The organism is Altererythrobacter lutimaris, from assembly GCF_013371495.1.
Lineage (GTDB): Bacteria > Pseudomonadota > Alphaproteobacteria > Sphingomonadales > Sphingomonadaceae > Erythrobacter > Erythrobacter lutimaris_A.
In genome coordinates, this window is the sequence record NZ_JABWTA010000001.1 from 1,254,985 (window position 1) to 1,275,631 (window position 20,647).

The following is a 20,647-nucleotide window of genomic DNA, read 5'->3' on the forward strand; positions in this document are numbered from 1 at the left end:
TAGCTGGCTTTGTCAGGATTTAGGCCGGGAGCAGAATGTCGGTTTGTAAGCTTTCCACCTCTTTAGCGGTCCGTCTGCTCTATGTTGAGACAAAATTGCGCCTCGCTCAGCAAATGGCGCCTTGATGCCTCAGCGAGGAAGAATAGCGCTATCGGTTCCTTCGCTGCAGCTGATAGTCGTAAAGCGAAGGCACCAGGGTGACTGGCGCATTGTGGCCTTCGACATAGGGCTCAGGCACATGCGTCAAACGGATATCGCGGTTGCCGTGCATGCCGACAACACGTGCGTCTGGTCCCTCCGAGCCTGCAAGGATCATGATGGGTGCGTCTGGCGCGACCCCGCCCGTCACCTGGATGTTGAGGTTCCAGGTCGTGTTGTAGCGACCATGCCCCGGCTGCCAGTACCCCGCGCCCCCAGCCTTGTAGAGGTCATACATCGGCGTGCCGTCAGGAGCGGTCCGATCGGGCGTTACATACACCGTCACATTATCATAGAGGTTCTGGTGGTTCGCGCCTGCATGCTGGTCGAGCGTGGGCGTGGTCCACACAGTCGCGTTCTTGTAAACCGACTTGGTCGATTGCGTGTTGAATGACAGCGCATGGACGGTCGGATTGTAGACTGTCAGGTCCTCGACCAGCACATTGTGCACATTGCCGATATGGACACTGTAATGCGCGGTGTGGTCGCCCTCAGTTACAACATTGCGGATCGTCACATTCGCAAGATCATCTGTCAAAATGCCACTGTCGCTGTCTGCAATGCGCACATTGCTGATCCAGCCATTATGCACGCCGGTGAAATAGATGCCGTTAAAGCCGCTTTCATTGTGGTGACCGAAATAGGGGTTCTCCGGAAACGTGAGAGCAAGGTCCTGAATGCCCACCTCGGACAGGTGGTCCCATTTCGCGAAATAGGCTGGCAAGTCACCATTGATCGAATGTAGCAGGGGGTCAGCGATCGTGACTGTGTTGCCATTGATCGCTTCAATTCTCGTGGCCTGACGCACTAGCGGCCGATCAGGCTTCTCCCAATGGCGGCTACCGATCTTCAAGTCTGTCTCGCCATACATTGACGTGATCAGCGCACCGTCCGGCCCGTCGCGATTGTGCCAATGGATCTGCAGGACATCGCCGACCTTGAGGGTGCCTGGGTCAGCCACAGTCAGCTGGCGCGTGAATTCTTCTCCAGCTGTGATTGGTGTGATGACCACAGGTTCGCGGTCGTAGCGTTCAAGATAGGTCGCATGACGCCTGCCGGGAAAGCGCGTCCAGATGAAGCCTGCGCTCCAGCTATATTCAGAGAACAGTACTTCGAGATTGGCATCGGGCTGGCGCTCATACTTGTCATTTTCGATCAGGTACTCGCGTATTTCCTTAAGCGCGCCGCCATCGTCGATCTGATCGAGCGGGCGCGGCATGAACAGCTCAGTGCCTTTGTCGCCCATACCCACGCCAGCGAGTACGATCCCGCTTTTCTCGATCCACAGGATCTCTGTGAGAATGTAGCGGCCTGAACCAAGTTGAACGCGTACAGGTCCATCAGCGTAATGCGCGGCTTTGAGCGCGGCGATCAGCGCTGCGCTATCGTCTTTTCCATCGTCCGGGACCGCGCCAAAATCGGCGACGTCGATCACGTTCTCGATTTGCGGGAGCGGAGCATTGCCAAACTCGTAGCCTGCATAGGAGAAGTCCGGCAGCGGATGGTCAGCCGCTGTTGCAGGATTGCCGAGAATATCCGGCAATTCACTTGCCTGAAGCGGGGTTTGCACACTCGCTGCCGCAAAGGCAAACGCCAGCAAATATCTAATATTACGATGAATTTTTGACACCTTCTGCCTCTCCCAAAGCGATCTTAGCAGCTTTTTCAATTCGGGTATTGACGCGCAATGATACCGGTGTCAAATATTTAGGTAACCGGTGTCACAAACAGGTGAACCGAAGCCGTCAAGGCTATTGGGAGGAGAACTATGATCAAATTGGCCACGCCGCGGGCGACTGTCTCGCGTTCTCATTTGCGCGCAGCTCTGCTCGCATCTGTCGTAACACTCGCTGTGCCGAGCGCTGCATTCGCGCAAGACGAAGCTGCTCAGGAAGAGGAAGTCCAGGACGAAATTATTGTTACTGGCGAAATCGCTCGTACGATTGAGAACTCGCTGGAAACAAAGCGTCAGCTTGATGTTATCGGCGATGCGATTGTGGGCGAGGACATTGGCGATCTTCCGGATTTGTCAGTTGCTGAAACGCTCGAGAGAATTGTCGGCGTTACGTCCGACCGCTTTAAAGGCGGTGCATCAGAACTATCCATTCGCGGGCTCGGCGCATTCCTGGGTGCGAGCTACCTCAACGGCCGCGAAATCTCGTCAGGCAGTGACGGCCGCGATGTAAACTTCGGCCAGTTTCCTTCAGAGCTGATCAATGGCGCGATTGTCTACAAATCGCAGCAAGCGAGCTTCATCGAAGGTGGTGTCTCTGGTCTCATCGAGCTGCAGACCCTGCGCCCGCTCGACTATGGCAAGCAACGCCTGCAGGTACAGGCCTTGGCCGGTTACAGTGGGTATGAGGACCGGGTGCGCGATGGCGAGCCGTTGAACCTGCGTCTGACGGCATCCTATGTCGATCAGTTCCAGGCTGGCGATGGTGAGCTGGGCATTGCGATCGGCGCTCAGATCCGCCGCGACACAGCTCCCGAAGACATCTTCACTACCAGCTCAACTTTCCGTCCTTGCAACACGATCGAAGGTATCGATCAAAGCAATAACTGTGCTTTCGATACGGACGATCAGGGTATGCCCAATGGCGCGTCGGATCAGTTCTATTTCGTATCGAACCAGTACATCTACCGCGCAATGGCAACCGATGCGGATCGCGATGCGGTGATGGGTGCCATCCAATGGCAACCGAGCCCCTCGCTCGATATTAATATTGATGCGCAGTACTCTTATCGCGATGACGTTGAAGAGCGCGCGAACCTTGTCGTGGCCGATGGTCGCCGTGATATTGTGCCGCTGGAAATTTCTCCAACCGGCGCGCTGTTGAACTGGACGGGTGAGACCCGGCTTGAGAACCAGTCCGTGTGGCGTCAACGCACTGAGGAATATGTCGGCCTTGGCGGTAACATCGCATGGAATTCTGGCCCGCTCACTCTCTCTGTCGATGCGAGTTATTCACAAACGCAGCGTCGTCAGGACGAGATGGATATGCGTATCCGCACAGGCGACCGCGTATTGTTCGAACTGGATACGCGCGGGGTCGAGATTCCCAACTTGATCCTCACAGATGTGAGTGACGTTGAAGATGACACGGGCCTCGTCTTCGATCTCAGCAATCACGATCTTTATGACAATGGAGCCCGCGCGCGTCGCCGTCTCGAGAACATCGATGATGAAATCCTGGCGCTGCGGTTCGATGGCGAATATGAACTCAACGGCAACTTCCTGAGCAGCGTCGAGTTCGGCCTGCGTTATGGCGATCGCTTCCGTAAGCGCGATGACGGTATCGATACCACGCTTTCTCTGGTGGATGGAAATTACTTCAATGACGCAGCGATTGCGGCGCGTCTTGATACGTTCATCGTGGAGGATCTGTTCGAAGGGGCGGATACCGATATGGTGGGACTGTCCTGGGCAACCTGGGACCCGCGCGCGCTGTTTGCGGCATTGACCGGCGACATCGATGCAGGCTTGCCAGCTCCGGGTGAATCCACACGTTCCACTCAGGACGCAGAGGTCACTGAAAAAACCTATGCAGGATATCTGCAGGGCAATTTCGACACGATGTTCGGTGAAACTCCGGCGCGTGGTAATTTCGGCGTGCGAGTCATTCGTACCGAGATTTCGTCGGTTGGCGTTAGCTCTGCGCTTGAAACGAGCCCAGGCGCTGATCCTGACACGCTCATCATTACTGAAGTTGGCGATCCGATCGTGAACTTGGAGACCAACAGCTTCACGAACATCCTGCCAAGCGCGAACCTCATACTCGAGCTTGCGCCGGACAAACTGCTGCGCCTCGCTGCCTATCGGGCGATTGCAAGGCCTGATCCCGAAGCGATGTCTGCTGCGCTCTCATTCGATGACGAAGCAGATCTCGGAGATCTGGGTTCCATCGTTAGTGCGAGCGGTAATCCGTTCCTTGAGCCGCTGAAATCATGGAATGCGGATGTCTCCTTTGAATGGTATGCGTCAAAGACAAGTTCATTGTCCGTTGCGCTCTATGCCAAGCAGTTGCAAACGGGCTTCCGCACCGATGTGACGCCGCTGACTATCCAGGTCGATGGTACGCCGACCGATGTGATCATTGGCCGGACGGTGAACTCGGATGACAAAAGCCATCTGCTGGGCTTTGAGATCTCCGCTCAGCACAAGTTCGATATGGGACTTGGCTTCCAGGCGAGCTACAACTTTGCGGACTCGAACTTTGAGTTTCCCGATCCTGTCGTTGTCTCTGGCAATGCTATTGCGGATTTCACTGAACCAGCGAACATCCCGGGCTATTCCAAGCATTCGATGAACGCGACAGTGTTCTATGAAACCGGCCCGTTCAATGCGCGGCTCGCTTATCGCTGGCGTTCGGAATATTTCAAACCGTTCCGCAGCGGTCAGAACCGCTTCACCAAGGATCAAGGTTTCCTTGATTTCTCAACCAGCTATGAAGTTGTCGACGGTGTACAGGTCCGTTTCCAGGTGCTGAACATTCTGGACGAGCCGAACATCTTCTATCGTCCGACCGGCGACAGCTTTGCACAAGCAGACTTCTCCGGAAGGCGGTTCTTTGTAGGCTTGAGGGGCCGGTTCTAAGAAGCGCGCTGGTTCTAAAGAGAACGACAGTGACTGACAGCACACCCATCGACTTGCCTTCCTTGAGCGCATCGGGTCGCGCAATCTCGGAAATCCTGCGTGAAGCGCGCAAAAAGGCGCGCGCTTTGCCGGGTTTTCCGGGAGATGTGCCCGACACGCTAGAAGAGGCTTACGCCATTCAGGATGCATCGCGGCAGGCATGGCCTGACACGCTGATCGGATGGAAGGTCGGTGGGATGTCAGCTGGAGCGGCAGAGCGCTTTGGAACCAGCCGTTTGGCTGGGCCAATATTCTCCCGCACGTTGCAGAACGCCAAAGCTGGCGAGCGCACTCGAATGCCGGCTTTTGAAGGCGGTTTTGCTGCCATCGAGCCTGAGTTTGTTTTGTGCTTGGGTGACACCCGCGAGACGGACCGCTTGTTCATCGGTTGCGAGATTGCGAGCAGTCCCGTGCCGGACATTAACGGCTATGGCCCAGCGGCAGTCATCTCTGACTTCGGCAACAATCACGGATTGCTGGTTGGCCCGGAAGTCACTGATTGGCGCAAACCTGCTGATCCGGTACCGGTCGGCATCATGATCAATGACGAGCTTATCGGCAGCCGCGAACTGGACGACATCACGATTGATGTGATGGCTGCGCGGGAGTTCCTGCTCGCGCTTTGCGCTGAGCGATCGATTGAGCTGCCTGTGGGAACGCTTGTATCCTGCGGCGCTATCACAGGCGTGCATGAAGCCAGCATAGGCGCGAGCGCGCATATCACTTTCGGATCGCTTGGCGCGCTCGACCTTGAGCTTGTGCCTGCCAGGCAAAGCTGAAGCGAAGTAAGCGATGACATCTGAAAGCTCTGCGCCTCTGCCATCGCTCAGTTTCAGTCGCCGTGCAGTCCTGGGCGGAGCCTTGGCGATGACCGCGGCGTGCGGAACCCGGCTCGGCAGTGTCTTTACATCCGCTGACACACATGTCGGCACGTACCCGACTGTGCGGGCTGTGGAGCGCTTGGGCGCCATCCTGTCTGAGCGGACCAATGGCAGGCTGGGCGTTAAGGTCTATCCCGGCGGTCAGCTCGGCAATGAGCGCGATACGCTGGAGATCACGACTTTTGGCGGGCTTGATCTCAACCGCGTCAACCTCGCGCCGCTCAATTCGATTGAGCCGCTCACTCGCGTTGCAGCGCTGCCTTTCCTGTTCGAATCCACCGAGCACATGCGGCGCTCGCTTGATGGCGAGATCGGTAACGAAATCCTTGCTTCGCTTGAGCCGCATGGGCTGATCGGCTTGTGCTTCTACGATTCCGGCTCGCGCAGCTTTTACAACACACGCGGGCCCATCACGAAGCCTGAGGACATGCGCGGATTGAAGCTGCGGGTTCCCGGTTCTGACTTGTACATCGCCATGGTCCAGTCGCTCGGCGCGGACGCGGTGCCTATGCCGCTTGACGAAGTGTATCAGTCGCTCGCGCAAGGTGTGATTGACGGAGCAGAGAACAATTGGCCGTCCTTTGAAAGCGGCAAGCATTTCGAGGTTGCCCGCTATTACAGCCTTACCGGCCATTTGCTCGCGCCTGAAGTGCTGGTCATGTCGAAGATCACCTGGGAAGGTCTTAGCAAGGACGATCAAGCGCTTGTGCGCGATGCCGCCCGCCAATCCGTGCCTTACATGCGCGAGCTGTGGGATGCGCAAGTGGAAAAAAGCAAAGCGATCGTCACCTCCGCCGGCGTTGCTGTGAATGAAGTTGATACTGCGCCATTTGCCGATGCGATGACAGGCATGTGGGAAGAATTCCTCGAGACATCACGCCAGCGCGATCTGGTCGAGCGCATTCTCGCGTTGAAGAGCGGGGCACGCTGATGGACCGGATATCAAACATCCTTATCCGTCTTGGCGCGGCCGGCCTGATCCTCATGACAGGCGTGATCGGCTGGCAGGTTTTCGGCCGGTTTGTCCTCAATGCAAGCCCGTCCTGGTCAGAGCAGACCGCGCTTGTTCTGATGATCTGGTATGTCTTCTTCGCCGCGGCGGCAGGCGTGTGGGAGCGCTTCCATATCCGTATCGAGTTGCTTGAGCATAGCCTTGCACCTGAGAAAGTCCGGTTGCTGCGGATCGGCATTCACATTGTCGTGGCGCTCTTCGGCCTGGTGATTGCTGTGCTCGGCGCGCAGCTTGCATGGCTCGTGAAAGACCATGTCATCCCTTCACTCGGAGTGAGCCGGGCACTCGCCTATGCGCCGATACCGATCGCAGGCGCGCTCATGACCATTTTCTCGATAGGCCGCATCAAGCGCCGCTTGGCAGGGGAAGACTGATGGAGATCCTCGTCCTTTTCCTTGTCCTTTTCGCACTTCTGGCTCTCGGTGTGCCGGTGGCCTTTGCATTGCTGGGCGCAGCGCTCGCGACTTTTGCTGTGATCGACATTCCGTTGATTGTCGCGATCCAGCGAATGGCCGCAGGGATTAGCGTGTTCACACTGATGGCGATCCCGTTCTTCATCTTTGCCGGAGACCTGATGTACCGCTCCGGCATTGCCGAGCGGCTTGTGCGCGTGGCTGATGCAGCCTTCGGGCGCGTGACGGGCGGTCTTGGCGTAGTCAATGTCGGCGCATCGATGATGTTTGGTGCGGTGTCCGGCTCGGCCATTGCAAGCGCCTCGGCCATCGGGTCCACCATGGTGCCGCTGATGGAAGAGAAGCAGTACGACAAGGACTATTCGGTCAATGTCACTGTGACGGCAGCCATTGTCGGCCTGCTGATCCCGCCATCGCACAACATGATTATCTACTCTGCTGCTTCCGGCATCGGCGTGAGCATCGGCGATTTATTCCTCGCCGGGATTATTCCGGGCATTCTTACAGGCACCATGCTGATGCTGACCGCCTGGCTCATTGCCAAGCGGCGCGGACTTCCCAAAGGGCAATTCCCTGGTTGGCGGGCTTTCGTACGAGCCGCGGTCTACGCCATTCCCGGCTTGATGACTGGGATCATCATTATGGGCGGCATCCTGAGCGGCATTTTCACGCCGACGGAAAGCTCTGCCATTGCAGTTATCTATACAGCGCTGATCGGGAGCTTCGTCTATCGCAGCCTTGGCTGGAAAGGTTTTGTGGAAGCGGCTCAAAAGTCTGTCCGCACAGCGTCGATGGTCTTGTTCATTATCGCGTCGGCCACAGCCTTTGGCTTCGCGCTTGCGCTGCTTGAAGTCCCTGCCGCGCTTGCTCAGCTGATCGCGCTGATGACAGACAATCCGATCCTGACCCTCGTCATCATCAACGTGATGCTGTTGCTGCTTGGTACATTCATGGACATGGCACCGCTGATCGTCATCACGACGCCGATCTTCCTGCCGGTCGCGATGGCTACAGGTATCGACCCTGTGCATTTCGGCGTCATTCTGATGATCAATCTGGGCATCGGGCTAGTGACGCCGCCTGTCGGCTCAGTGCTGTTCGTTGGCTCTGCGGTTGGCAATATTCCGCTTGCGCAGATGGTGCGGACGATCTGGCCGTTTTACCTCACGCTTATTGCGGCACTGGTGCTGATCACCTTCGTTCCGGCATTGTCACTGATGCTGCCAAACGCATTCTGACTTCAAATTGCACGCCAAATCGGCCTAAGGGGAATTAGTCGAGCAAGGGGATGACAATGGCGAAGAGTGGCAAACCGACGATCAATGACGTCGCGCGCCTTGCCAATGTCTCGAAAAAGACGGTCAGCCGCGTCATCAACAAGTCGCCTCTGCTGAGCGAAAAGACGCGCGAACATGTCGAGAAGGTGATTGCGGACATCGGCTTTGTTCCCAACCTTCAGGCGCGCGCTCTCGCGCTCAGCCGCAATTTCATCATCGCTGCGATCCACGACAATCCCAACGCGCAGTTTCTGGTCAATGTCCAGAAAGGCATCCTTGAAGGGATCGCGGGAAGCGAATTCGGATTGATGGTCCAGCCGGTGGATCGCAATTCGGCAACCATCGTCTCCGATATCCGCGCCTTTCTCGAACGCCACAAACCCTATGGCGTCGTACTGTTGCCGCCCATCTCGGAAGACGATGCCATCGCGAAGGCGTGCGCGGATTTTGGCTGCGGTTATGTCCGGATGGGCTCAGTAAAGCTGGACGAAGAGGTCCATACGGTGAGCTCGAATGACCGTGAAGCGGTGCGGCAGGCAGTCACCTATCTAATCGAGAAGGGGCATCGCCGGATCGCGCTGATCGAAGGCCCGGTTGGCTTTACTTCGCCGCGCGAGAGGCGTGCGGGCTTTGAAGAAGCGATGCAGGCTGCAGGCCTTGCGCTGGACCCTGAATTAGTGCGTCCCGGTCAGTATACATTTGAATCCGGAGTCGAAGCCGGACAGTCCCTGATCGAGCTGGAACAGCCACCGACAGCCATTTTCGCATCAAATGACGAGATGGCGATTGGTGCAATGATTGCAGCGCGACGAAGCGGCATGCTGATCCCGGAAGACGTTTCGATCATCGGTTTTGATGATACGCCGCTTTCCAGCCATGTCTGGCCAACACTGACCACTGTGCATTGGCCGATTGTCGCAATGGCAAGCACCGCTGCGCGCAAACTGATCGCACCCGAAGACAAGGCATTGGCAGAGCGCTGGCTGCTGAAATCGGAGTTGGTTGAGCGCGCTTCGGTTGTCCCCCCTAAACAGACCTAAGTTTCCCGCCACGCCCTTTCAGAAGGCGCTTGCATCCAGTAATGACACCGGTTACCTAAACAGACAATTGAGGTTGGATTTGCAGCGTACACAGGCGCAGAATGCAGTCCCAGAAGAGAAGCGAGAATTATGAAAGTTGCACTGATCGTCGAGAACAGCCAGTCTGCCAAGAGTGACATGATCCATGACGCGTTGACGTCAGTGGCAGAGCCTTTGGGGCACGAAGTCTTCCATTACGGAATGTACACGCCGGAAGACAAAGCGCATCTGACCTATCCGATGAATGGCCTGTTGTCGGGCGCGTTGATCAATTCCGGTGCAGCGGATTTCGTTGTCACAGGTTGCGGTACGGGCATGGGATCCATGCTTGCACTGAACGCGATGCCAGGCATCTTCTGCGGTCTTATCATCGATCCAACCGATGCTTTCCTGTTCAGCCAGATCAACGCCGGTAACGCTATCGCGATGCCCTATGCCAAGGGTTTCGGCTGGGCGGCAGAGCTCAATTTGCAGGACTGCTATCGCAAGCTGTTCGAAAACGAGCCGGGTCTAGGCTATCCCAAGGAACGGGCCGAAGTCATGGCGAAGAACCGCGGGATCCTTGCGGACCTCAAGAGAGTCAGCTGCAACGACATGCTGACGATCCTCAAGAATGCCGATCAGGACTTGCTCAAGACCGCTATCTCCGGTGAGCGTTTTGCCGAGTACTTCTATCCGAACTCAAAGGATGCAGAAATCAGCGCCTACTTGCGCAGTCTTTGAGGCCCGCAAAAGGAGGGGGAAAGCATGAGCGAACATCCGTTTGATCTGAGCGGCAAGGTCGCCATCGTCACCGGCGCGAACACCGGTATCGGTCAAGGTATCGCAGTGGCGCTTGCGAAAGCTGGCGCGGACATCGCGCTGGTCGCACGTAGCGATCCGTCAGAGACCGCCGGGCTTATCGAACAGGCGGGACGCCGCGCTTTGGTGGTGAAGGCGGACCTCTCTTCGACTGAACCATGCGAGCGCATTGTCAGCGAGACTGTCTCTGGGCTTGGCGGGCTCGACATCCTTGTCAACAATGCCGGCATCATCCGCCGCAATGACGCACTGAATTTCACGGAGGATGATTGGGATGCGGTGATGAACACCAATCTCAAAGTGCTTTTCTTCCTCACGCAAGCGGCCGGACGGCACATGGTAGAACATGGTGGCGGCTCTGTTATCAATATCGCGTCCATGCTGACTTTCCAGGGCGGTATTCGTGTTGCGAGCTACACCGCCTCGAAAAGTGGAGTGGGCGGCCTGACGAAGTTGCTCGCAAATGAATGGGCAGCGAAGAACATCACAGTGAACGCGATCGCGCCGGGATATATCGCGACGAATAACACCGCGGCCTTGCAAGCTGATGAGACACGCAACCGGCAAATCCTTGAACGCATTCCGGCCGGCCGCTGGGGCGAGCCATCGGACCTTGGCGGCGCGGCGGTCTTCCTTGCTTCTGATGCAGCGCGTTATGTCCAAGGGCATATTCTGGCTGTCGATGGAGGATGGTTGGCGCGCTAGTGCAGGGGACTGTCGTCTGCTTCGGAGAGATCCTCAACCGGCTGAGCCCGCCTGTACCGCTGCTGTTGGAACAAGCGAACACGCTGGAAATCTGCACCGGAGGCGCTGAAGCGAATGTCGCGGTTGCGCTTGCCAATCTCGGGCGCTCAGCGCGCATGGTTTCTGTCCTGCCGGACAACCGGATGGGGGATCGCGCACTCAAATCCATCGCTGCGCATGGCGTTGATGTGAGCACCATCACAAGCGCGCCCGGGCGGATGGGTCTCTATCATTTCACTCCGCCTTCCGGGCATCGCAGCGGTGAAGTGATCTACGACCGCGCGCATAGCGCTTTCGCAGCCGCCACAGCTGACCAGTTCGATTTTGAAGCTGCGCTGAGCGGGGCGTCTCACTTGCATATCTCGGGTATCACGCTGGCGCTGAGCGAGGCCTTGGCACAAGCCGCAATCGACTTCGCTAAGGCCGCAAAGACTGCGGGCGCATCGGTCTCTTTCGATGGCAATTATCGCGCTGCGCTCTGGGCTGAGGCACGCCATGAACCGCGCGAATGGATCGCGCGTGCTCTCGGGCTGGCAGACATTGTCTTCGGCAATCATAAGGATGCAGCGCTCGTGCTTGACCGCGCGTTCGATGGTGATGGGCCAGAGAGGCGCCGCGAAGCCTCGCTCGCGCTCATCGACGCTTTTCCCACTATCAAGGCCGTCGCATCCACCGCGCGCCATATCCATGATGGCAATGCGCATCGAATCACCGGACGCATCGATACGCCTGATAATCATGCTGAGAGTGCGGAATGGGTGATGAACGATATTGTTGACCGGGTCGGCACCGGCGATGCCTTTGCAGCAGGCGTCTTACACGGCTGGCTTCGCGCGTCTCACGATCTTCATGCAGCGGTCGATTTCAGTATGGCTATGACCGCGTTGAAGCATGCAACATGGGGCGACTTCTCGCTCGCAACTCAGTCAGATGTCGAACTGGCCTTGGGAGGGCAAAGCGATGTTCAACGCTAGCAGATTGTTTGCGGTGCTCTTGGCGGGTGCAGTCATTCCAGCATCCGCCGCTATCGCTCAGGAGGAGGAGAACCCTGCTGCGCCGGTCGCGGCTCAGCCCGTTTGTAAAGGTGCGCAAGGCTATGCGGAGAGCTTTGACGGGCGGCGTACCTATTTGTGGCGCCCGCAGTGGCTTCAAGCCATCGCTGAGAACGCCCGCGAAGACAGCAAGGCGCGTAAGGGCATCGCCGCGGCTGCCGATGCGGCAATGAAACTTCGAATCCAGTCTCCCCGACCAGATTTCTAACTTTCTCTTGTCTGTCGACCTTGCTGCTATCTTGGGGATGGTGCGTAGCCGCGCATTCTGGCAAGGGCAGAAAATGTCCAGACAACTTTCATCGTTCGACTATTGCATTCCAGTGGTTGTCGTGGGTGGAGGCGCGTGTGGAGCAACGGCCGCATTGGCGGCAAAGGCAGGCGGTGCTGAAGTTCTGCTGATCGAGCAGGACCCGCACCCTTATGGCACGACGTCCATGTCGCAAGGCCTGATCGCGGCGGCTGGCACGAAAGCTCAGGCTGCTGCTGATATCGAAGACAGTCCCGACGTGCTCTTTGATGACATCATGACAAAGACCAAGGGCGAAACTGATCCGGTAATTGCACGCGCGCTAGCTGACAATTCCGGCCCGACGATCGACTGGCTAACCGAGCATTGCGATATTCCGTTCGCGCTCGACCTCGGCTTCAAGCCTTCTTACGGCAATTCGCGATACCGCGTGCATGGCTGGCCCGGGCATGGCGGCGAAGATCTGCTCGGGCTGATGCACAGACGGCTCGACGATCATGGTGTCGACGTGATGCTGGGCTGCAGGCTGAGCAATATCTTTACAGACGAGCGCGGCGCGGTCAGTGGCATTGCTATAACGCAGCCAGATGGGAGCCGCGAAGAATTTGGCTGTGAAGCGCTGGTGCTCGCCTGCGGAGGCTTCGCCGCAAACGCAGAGCTTGTCGTAAAGCACATGCCTGAGCTCGCCAATGCGCGCTATAACGGCCACGAAGGCAGCCACGGCGATGCGATTGTCTTAGGGCAAAAGCTTGGCGCAGCGGTCGGCGATATGGGGTCATATCAAGGCTATGCGATGCTAACCGATCCGCAAGGCATTACCGTCCCGCCCCTGCCTCTCATTGAAGGCGGCGTGCTCATCAACACAAATGGCGAGCGGTTCGTTGACGAGAGTCTCGATATTGCTGGCATGATGCTGGAAGTGCTCGCACAGCCCCGCGGATATGTCTGGGTGGTCTATGATGAAACGATCGAAGCGACCTGCCTCTACACAACCGAGATGGCCGAACTTATCCGCCTCAATGCGCCGCGGACAGCGAACAGCGTTAAGGCGCTCGCTAAAGCGATAGGCGTGCCGCACAAGGCCTTGGACCGAGAGTTCCAGATAATCGACCGGGCAAAAGAGACTGGCAATCGCGACGCAATGGGCCGCGACTGGAGTGAATGCCACGTGCCGGAAAAGGGCCTAAGAGCACTCAAGGTGACCGGCGCGCTTTATCACACCCAAGGGGGCTTGCAGATTGACGGGCATGCGCGAGTCCTGCGCGAAGATGGCAGCGTGATCCCCGGCCTCTTCGCCGGCGGCGGTAGCGCGCGCGCAGTCTCCGGCCCAAGCCATTGGGGTTACATGCCCGCCATGGGCCTCTGCACGGCTGTGACGCTTGGCAGGCTCGCAGGAATGGGTGCCGCAGAGCGCGCGTCCAAGCAGGCCATTTCCGCTTGAGCCAAACGGCGAGCCAACCGCCCGGTGCGGCGCTCGACACACGCGCGATCTGGGCGATTGCTCTGCCCGCCATGCTCACCAATGTCGCCACCGCACTGATCGGGCTTGGCGATATGTGGATCGTTGGACAATTGAACGACGCGCCAACGCAAGGCGCTGTCGATATCGGCGCGCGGCTGTTCGCCATGCTGTTTGTCGTCATGAACTTCTTGAAGACAGGCACAACCGGACTGGTCGCACAGGCAGGCACACGTGAGGGTGAGAAAGCGCAGGCCGAGCTCCTCGCGCGCGGACTGGCGATCGGCCTTGCGATTGCGCTTGGCCTGATGCTGGCAAAGCCTGTGCTTCTCCCTGCCCTGCTGAGCGCGCTCGGTGCGGAAGGCAAGGTTCTCGAGGCTGCCCGTACATATGCTGTGATCCGGTATTGGAGTGCGCCGGGCGTCATGCTCAACCTTGCTCTGATGGGCTTTCTTATCGGGCGGCGGCAGATGGTCGCCGTGCTCTGGATCGAAGTCGCTTACAACGTGCTCAATGTCAGCCTTGGCTACTGGCTTACGCTGATCCTCGACTGGGGAATTGCAGGCATTGGCTGGTCGAGCTTCATCGCGGAATATGCGAAGCTCGTCGTACTGCTTACCCTCGTCATGCGAGGTTCCGCTGCGCGCGACATCTGGGCATCGCTGACCAATAGTGCCATCCTTAAATGGCAAGCGATCAAGCCGTTCCTCAGCACCAATCGCGACCTGTTCTTGCGCACGGTCGTGCTGATGCTGGCGCTAGCTGCCCTTACGCGCCTGTCCGCCGAGCGCGGTCCCGATGTGCTCGCCGCCAATGGCATTCTCTACCAGATGTTCGTGCTGACCGCCTTGCTGCTCGACGGGTTCGAGAACGCAGCACAAGTCCTCAATGGTGAGCGGCTGGGCGCAAAGGATAGGCAAGGCTTTGCAGCCTATATCCGCGCGATCCTGTGGCGCGGCCTTGCCGTGGCCGGCGTCGTCGCGCTTGGCTTCGCTTTGCTTGCTGACCCGATCCTTGCAAGCTTTGCAGCGACCCCTGAAGTCGCGCGCGAAGCGCAAGCGCAAGCAATCTGGCTGGTCATCATCCCGTTTGCCGGGGTCGCGAGCTTTGTCTTCGATGGTGTTTTTGTGGGGGCAAGCTGGACCCGCGCGATGCTCGCTTCGATGATCGGTGCAGCAATCGTCTTCGCGCTATCGTTATGGCTCAGCTGGCCGCTTGGTAACGCAGGGTTGTGGGGAAGCTTCGTGCTATTCCTCGCCGTGCGCGCAATCCTGCAAGCAGCGATAATCCCCGCGCGCATGCGAGCAAGTTTCGCGGATTAAGCCGCTTCGTCAGTAGCGAGAGCAGCAGCCGCATTCTCTGCCATCGGTTCACGCTTTTCCTCTCGCCGATCAGCCAGCACCTGGTTCCGCCCGGCCTCCTTCGCCCGATAAAGCGCTGCATCTGCGCGCGCGAACAGCTTGCCAAAGCCTTCCTGTGGACGGCATGTTGCGACACCAAAGCTAGCTGTCAGCCGCACATCACTGTTGATCCCGTCATGGGGCATCGCAGCAAAGGCTTCGCGGACCCGCTCGGCCAGACGCTCCGCCGGATCAAGCTCGCAATTCCAGATCATGATACAGAATTCTTCGCCGCCGATGCGGCCGCAAACGTCGTCTGCGCGCACCATGCGCTGGATCAGCTTGCCAAAAGCGACAATCGCGCGGTCACCCGACTGGTGACCCCAAATGTCGTTCACTTGCTTGAAGTGATCTATATCTGCCACGATCATGCTGACAGGCACATTCTTGCGCGTGCCGCGATCAATCATGTCCATTGCAGATTGTTCAAATGCACGGCGCATCTTGAGGCCGGTCAGGTGGTCGTTTTCTGAATCCTCGCGAACCATGCTCATCTGGTCCTGAAGCACCGCTGCGACAATAGACATGGCAAGCGCCAGCGTGAGCACACCTACCGCCACCATAAGCAATGCATAATAGTCTGAGGACTTGTAGACTTCGACTGTCATGCGCTGCGTCACAATGATGGAGAGGACCGGTCGCGCGAAAAACATTGCCGAGCAAATCCCGACAACCCAAACGATAACCTTGTCGATGCTCGTGCGGATCCCAAGCTGCATGAGGTCACGCGCGGCAAGTGCAAATATCAGTCCATGGCCGACATTGGCAGAATAGAGCCATGGGCGCATGTCATCGCCAACAATCGAGACTGACATTAACACCGCTGTGATCGCCTGGATAACAGCAAACAGTCGGATCGGAGCATACAGGCCGACGCGGTGATAGAGCCCCCAGAACATCATAATGCCTGCGACCGAATACAGTGTGTGAACTGCAATCATCGCCGGGATATTGGTGGGCGCGGCGGCATAGTGGAACAGCAGGAAACCCAAGCCGACCAGCATGTATGTGCCAGAAAAGGCTAGGACGTGCCGTGCATCACGCATGCGCAGCCAGAGCGCTGCGAACGCTCCTGCGAGAATAAGCGTGATGGATGGGACAAAAAGCCCCAGAATCTGGCTAGACACCGTGTTCCCCGTTTCGATCCAAGAAACGGCATAGCCTGCGCGTAGTTAACAGGCTGATAAGGGGCCTGAAAAGTGCTGCGAATTTCGGGCTTTTAATCCTCGACGAGAGGTTGCTTGCCCTTGCCGCTCTCACACCCTATCTGGCCCCTGTAATTCTCAAACAGATTCAGACTTGAAGGACCCGCCCCATGGCCGCGCAATACGCCTATGTGATGAAAGGCATGACGAAGAGCTTCCCCGGAGCTCAAAAGCCTGTGCTTTCGAACATTAATCTTCAATTTTATCAAGGCGCTAAGATTGGTATCGTTGGTCCCAACGGGGCCGGCAAATCGACCCTGATGAAGATCATGGCGGGCATCGACACCGATTTTTCGGGCGAAGCATGGCCGGGTGAGAACATCACCGTGGGCTATCTCCCACAGGAGCCTGAGCTCGATACGTCGAAAAACGTGCTGGAAAACGTGAAAGACGGCGCGCGCGAGATTGCGGACAAGGTTGACCGTTTCAACGAAATCACGGGGCTAATGGGCGATCCGGATCGCGACGATTTCGACGATCTGATGATGGAAATGGGCACGCTTCAAGAAGAGATCGATGCAGTGGACGGCTGGACGCTCGACAACCAGCTCGAGATTGCGATGGAGGCGCTGCGCTGCCCGCCTTCGGACATGCCGGTCGATAACCTTTCCGGCGGTGAGAAGCGCCGCGTCGCGCTCACCCGTCTGCTGATCCAGAAGCCGTCAATCCTGCTGCTGGACGAGCCGACCAACCACCTGGATGCCGAATCCGTCGAATGGCTTGAGAACCACCTCAAGGAATATGCTGGCGCCGTGCTGATGATCACCCACGACCGCTACTTCCTCGACAATGTGGTGGAGTGGATCCTCGAACTCGATCGCGGCACATACTACCCGTATGAAGGCAATTACTCGACCTATCTCGAGAAGAAAGCCAAGCGTCTGGAGCAGGAAAGCCGCGAGGAATCGGGCAAGCAGAAAGCGCTCAGCCGCGAACTGGAATGGATCCGCCAGACCCCTGCCGCACGCCAGACCAAGTCAAAAGCGCGTATCCGCAAGTTCGAGGAGCTGCAGGAAGCTCAGGCCGGACGCGCGCCCGGCAAGGCGCAGATCGTCATTCAGGTGCCGGAACGCCTTGGCGGCAAGGTCATCGAGGCGAAAAACATCTCGAAGGCCTATGGCGACAAGCTGCTCTTCGAAAACCTCTCTTTCATGCTGCCCCCCGGCGGTATTGTCGGCGTGATCGGTCCGAACGGCGCGGGTAAATCCACGCTGTTCCGCATGATCACAGGGCAGGAAACACCTGATACCGGCTCAATCGAAATCGGCGACACGGTGCATCTGGGCTATGTCGATCAGTCGCGCGACGACCTCAATCCGAAGAACAATGTCTGGGAGGAAATCTCCGACGGGCTCGATTACATGCAGGTCAACGGCCACGACACCTCGACCCGCGCTTATGTGGGTGCGTTCAACTTCAAAGGCGCGGACCAGCAGAAGAATGTCGGAAAGCTTTCGGGCGGGGAGCGCAACCGCGTGCACATGGCGAAGATGCTCAAGCAAGGCGGCAATGTGTTGCTGCTGGACGAGCCGACCAACGACCTCGACGTGGAAACGCTGGGCGCGCTGGAAGATGCGATCGAGAATTTCGCCGGCTGCGCTGTGGTGATCTCGCACGACCGCTTCTTCCTGGACCGTCTGGCGACGCATATCCTGGCGTTTGAAGGGAACTCACACGTCGAATGGTTCGAAGGCAACTTCGAGGCTTACGAGGAAGACAAGCGGCGGCGTCTGGGCGATGCAGCTGATCGGCCGACGAGACTGGCGTATAAAAAGCTGACGCGGTGAGGCTCTAAACGGTCAACTTGTGTGACTATGGTCCGATAGGTGGCAAGTTCAAAAAAGCATCATTGGTGGCCAGTCGGTCTCCAATCATACTGGGCCGACCACAAAGGTGTCGTAAAATCAATCGATCCGGATGGGATTGTTGGATGTAAGAAATTCCACAACCGTCAAATTGCTAAGAAAAGACATGGTCACACAATGCGCCTGAAGCAGGGCGTGTGGGAAATGAACTTCGAGCCAGAATTTGAAATTGACGGCAAAGTCCATTCAATCGTGAAGAAAGCCTTTGACCTACCAGCGCCAGGCAACCACATATCGGATTGGCCGCGGACAATTCGATCAGTCTTTAATGGCGAGATGATGAGCGAGGCAGCGTGCAATTACTACACGCTCGACGAAACATCTCATCGTGATTTGCTCTTACTGATGATCTCTCTTCTCACGCGCAGCCCCGCTTGCCGCTGGAGGCTAGAAAACATTCCGAAATCCTACGGTTTGCCCGCCAACGAAGACATCGGAAAGCTCAACATGTACCATAGGTTTTTGCAGGCGAAGGCACTTTGTAACAATGGCTTGTTGTCATTGCAGTATTTCGTCGCTCTGCACGCCAAAACGAAAAACTTCATCTTTGGAGATGGGTTTCTGGACTCGGTAATTCCAGGACTTCTATCAGGTAGTATCACCGGTCGAGCGTATGTTCCTTTGACCCCGAACCTATGCATCTACTTCTCGACCGCAAACCGTGGACGACCTCAGCCGAACTTTGCATCGCTTAGTGCGCCCAATTGGGTGATCGACCGTATTAATCAGACTACCCAAGCTTATTCGCGAGACACGCTCTTTTTCAAAGGGCGCAAGCCTAAGCTCTCCGAAACCTTTACGAGGCGGGAATATCTTCAACTGAAATTCCATTCTGACAGTCTTACCTCCAGATTAGACGCCTTGGCAGGGAATCCATCGGGAGGGGGAAATCAAGCCTGAGATGACATCTCGGCCAAACTTAAGCTGATAGCGAGTTGCCGTGCTTCGACAAGCTCGGCACGAACGGTGTAGAGAGGGCATATGCCCACCTCCTCCAAATTTGACCGCACCATATCCGAATGGCTTGAGGCCGAAGGGATCGTCGAGCCGTCATCGCCCGGCGACATTGCGGATACAACCTGCGTTCGCGAATTGCTGATCGCTGCAGCCAGGGAGGCGCGCGCGTTAAGCTATTCCGAGATACTCGGAATGTTAGGTCACCGCTTCACGCGGCCCAAGATGCGCGCGCTGTGCAAGACACTCGACGCCATCGACGAGAGCGGCCGCGCCAATGGCGAACCCGGCCTTGCGGTGCTGGTTGTACGCGAAAGCGACCGCTTGCCCGGTCAAGGCTGGTGGGTCGGCAATGCCGAGAGGCTCAAACACAATGGCGACTGGACAGGTGCGGAGGCCGCAAAGCTGATCCGCAAGGAGCAGCGCCGCGCCTTCGCTCACTGGCGCGACAAGCCGGATCAGGCATAGCGCCGCGAGCCGTTTCCTACACGGGCATCCGCCGTTACCCTCGCCAGCGGTTCTTTCTTACTGTCGATCCCACCGCTCGCCGCGAGTTTTCCTAAAATAGGAAAGGTGTCAACTTTGTTGGAGTTGGCAAATACCTGTAATCACACAAGAACAGCTCAAAAAGCGCGCTTTTTGTAGGTGACACTGTCAAGTTTGTTGGATTCGCGCAAAAGCCCGCTCAAGCCCGCGCAATCAAGGCGAAACCCAGCGTCCCTGCCATTCTTCGCCTTTCCCGGCGCGCGAAAACTGTGCGCGAACATGGCCGGTATGCGCCAGATAGAACCAGTCGAGCTCGCGCAGTTCGATCTTCAATATCGCGAAGTTCTCGCGCGCTGGTGTCAAAACCTCGTCCGAAGGCTCCACCCCTTCATACTCGCCAGGCAGGCCGGAAGTCGGCGCGTCAGAAGCGCTGCCCGGTCCCTCGCCCAAATAGCAACGCCGCGCGAAATTGGTGCTTGCAGCCCAGGCCGTATCCACTTCCTCGCCCTCGCGCACGATCCGCCCTTCCCCGCGAAGTCGCAGCTGGACTTTTTGCGGCTTGTCATAGCCGAGGACTGCAATGGGCGAGCCGCTCTCGCCAATCGCCTTGCACTTGGGCGCGCGGCTATCCGTGTGGAACCGCAGGCTCCACGTATCGCTATCAAAGTCGCGCAGGACCATCACCCGCGCATCGGCATCAGCGGTCGCAATCACAGGCGTGTGCATCGGGTTTTTGCGGTCTTTTGCCGCGCGGGTCAGTCGGCGGGCAATGTCAGCGCGGACATCATCGAGAGTGTCAAACATGGGCGCCGCCATCCCTCTCATGGGCCTCTGTGTCAATCCGGATCGGTGATTCAGAAAACATCCCATAAATATGAACGGGAGGCTAACTACACGGTTCAGCTAGGACTCAGCCCGTCGTCCCTAAAACCCGATTCATC

General features: G+C 57.5%; 18 protein-coding genes. 15 read left to right on the plus strand and 3 right to left on the minus strand.

Going from position 1 to position 20,647, the window contains the following annotated elements:
• Window positions 1–148 precede the first annotated feature (148 nt).
• A complete protein-coding gene (locus tag HUO12_RS06075; protein ID WP_176272732.1) occupies window positions 149–1,768 on the minus strand; it encodes a glycosyl hydrolase family 28-related protein in 1,620 nt (539 codons plus the stop codon).
• Window positions 1,769–1,966: 198 nt separating this feature from the next.
• Between HUO12_RS06075 and HUO12_RS06080 the strand changes: the two genes are divergently transcribed.
• From HUO12_RS06080 to HUO12_RS06135, 12 genes are all read left to right on the plus strand, one after another.
• On the plus strand, window positions 1,967–4,792 hold the full coding sequence (locus HUO12_RS06080) for a TonB-dependent receptor (protein ID WP_176272733.1): 2,826 nt from the start codon (window positions 1,967–1,969) through the stop codon (window positions 4,790–4,792).
• A gap of 29 nt (window positions 4,793–4,821) precedes the next feature.
• Window positions 4,822–5,610 carry a 2-keto-4-pentenoate hydratase gene (locus HUO12_RS06085; protein ID WP_176272734.1) on the plus strand — a complete coding sequence of 263 codons (789 nt, stop codon included), beginning with the start codon at window positions 4,822–4,824 and terminating at the stop codon, window positions 5,608–5,610.
• A gap of 13 nt (window positions 5,611–5,623) precedes the next feature.
• Window positions 5,624–6,643 carry a TRAP transporter substrate-binding protein gene (locus HUO12_RS06090; RefSeq protein WP_176272735.1) on the plus strand — a complete coding sequence of 340 codons (1,020 nt, stop codon included), beginning with the start codon at window positions 5,624–5,626 and terminating at the stop codon, window positions 6,641–6,643.
• A complete protein-coding gene (locus tag HUO12_RS06095) occupies window positions 6,643–7,098 on the plus strand; it encodes a TRAP transporter small permease (RefSeq protein WP_176272736.1) in 456 nt (151 codons plus the stop codon). Before HUO12_RS06090 ends, HUO12_RS06095 begins: the two co-directional genes overlap by 1 nt.
• Window positions 7,098–8,375 (plus strand): TRAP transporter large permease, encoded by a 1,278-nt coding sequence (locus HUO12_RS06100; protein WP_176272737.1) that lies wholly within the window; start codon window positions 7,098–7,100, stop codon window positions 8,373–8,375. Before HUO12_RS06095 ends, HUO12_RS06100 begins: the two co-directional genes overlap by 1 nt.
• 56 nt (window positions 8,376–8,431) lie before the next feature.
• Window positions 8,432–9,454, plus strand: coding sequence for a LacI family DNA-binding transcriptional regulator (locus tag HUO12_RS06105; protein ID WP_176272738.1), 1,023 nt, complete (start codon window positions 8,432–8,434; stop codon window positions 9,452–9,454).
• Window positions 9,455–9,583: 129 nt separating this feature from the next.
• Window positions 9,584–10,216, plus strand: coding sequence for an RpiB/LacA/LacB family sugar-phosphate isomerase (locus HUO12_RS06110; protein ID WP_176272739.1), 633 nt, complete (start codon window positions 9,584–9,586; stop codon window positions 10,214–10,216).
• 24 nt (window positions 10,217–10,240) lie between these two features.
• Complete coding sequence (gene kduD, locus HUO12_RS06115) at window positions 10,241–10,999, plus strand: 2-dehydro-3-deoxy-D-gluconate 5-dehydrogenase KduD (RefSeq protein ID WP_176272740.1); 759 nt, start codon at window positions 10,241–10,243, stop codon at window positions 10,997–10,999.
• Window positions 10,984–12,012 (plus strand): sugar kinase, encoded by a 1,029-nt coding sequence (locus HUO12_RS06120; protein WP_176272741.1) that lies wholly within the window; start codon window positions 10,984–10,986, stop codon window positions 12,010–12,012. Before kduD ends, HUO12_RS06120 begins: the two co-directional genes overlap by 16 nt.
• Window positions 11,999–12,298 (plus strand): hypothetical protein, encoded by a 300-nt coding sequence (locus HUO12_RS06125; RefSeq protein WP_176272742.1) that lies wholly within the window; start codon window positions 11,999–12,001, stop codon window positions 12,296–12,298. The genes HUO12_RS06120 and HUO12_RS06125 overlap by 14 nt, the downstream gene beginning before the upstream one ends.
• Window positions 12,299–12,371: 73 nt before the next feature.
• Window positions 12,372–13,778 (plus strand): FAD-dependent oxidoreductase, encoded by a 1,407-nt coding sequence (locus HUO12_RS06130; protein WP_176272743.1) that lies wholly within the window; start codon window positions 12,372–12,374, stop codon window positions 13,776–13,778.
• Entirely contained in the window at window positions 13,775–15,118 is a 1,344-nt protein-coding gene (locus tag HUO12_RS06135) for an MATE family efflux transporter (protein ID WP_176272744.1), read from the plus strand. Before HUO12_RS06130 ends, HUO12_RS06135 begins: the two co-directional genes overlap by 4 nt.
• On the opposite strand, the gene HUO12_RS14660 is transcribed toward HUO12_RS06135, so the two are convergent.
• A complete protein-coding gene (locus tag HUO12_RS14660) occupies window positions 15,115–16,323 on the minus strand; it encodes a GGDEF domain-containing protein (RefSeq protein WP_176272745.1) in 1,209 nt (402 codons plus the stop codon). The two genes, HUO12_RS06135 and HUO12_RS14660, sit on opposite strands and share 4 nt — an antisense overlap.
• Before the next feature lie 188 nt (window positions 16,324–16,511).
• Here HUO12_RS14660 and ettA point away from each other — a divergent pair, with 188 nt between their 5' ends.
• From ettA to HUO12_RS06155, 3 genes are all read left to right on the plus strand, one after another.
• Window positions 16,512–18,188, plus strand: coding sequence for an energy-dependent translational throttle protein EttA (gene ettA, locus HUO12_RS06145; protein ID WP_176272746.1), 1,677 nt, complete (start codon window positions 16,512–16,514; stop codon window positions 18,186–18,188).
• A gap of 39 nt (window positions 18,189–18,227) precedes the next feature.
• A complete protein-coding gene (locus HUO12_RS06150; protein WP_176272747.1) occupies window positions 18,228–19,166 on the plus strand; it encodes a hypothetical protein in 939 nt (312 codons plus the stop codon).
• Window positions 19,167–19,247: 81 nt separating this feature from the next.
• Complete coding sequence (locus HUO12_RS06155; RefSeq protein ID WP_176272748.1) at window positions 19,248–19,688, plus strand: ribose-phosphate pyrophosphokinase; 441 nt, start codon at window positions 19,248–19,250, stop codon at window positions 19,686–19,688.
• 231 nt (window positions 19,689–19,919) lie between these two features.
• Here HUO12_RS06155 and HUO12_RS06160 read toward each other — a convergent pair whose 3' ends face one another.
• Window positions 19,920–20,510: a PNPOx family protein gene (locus tag HUO12_RS06160; protein ID WP_176272749.1), complete on the minus strand. Its 591-nt coding sequence runs from the start codon at window positions 20,508–20,510 to the stop codon at window positions 19,920–19,922.
• Between the last annotated feature and the right edge of the window lie 137 nt (window positions 20,511–20,647).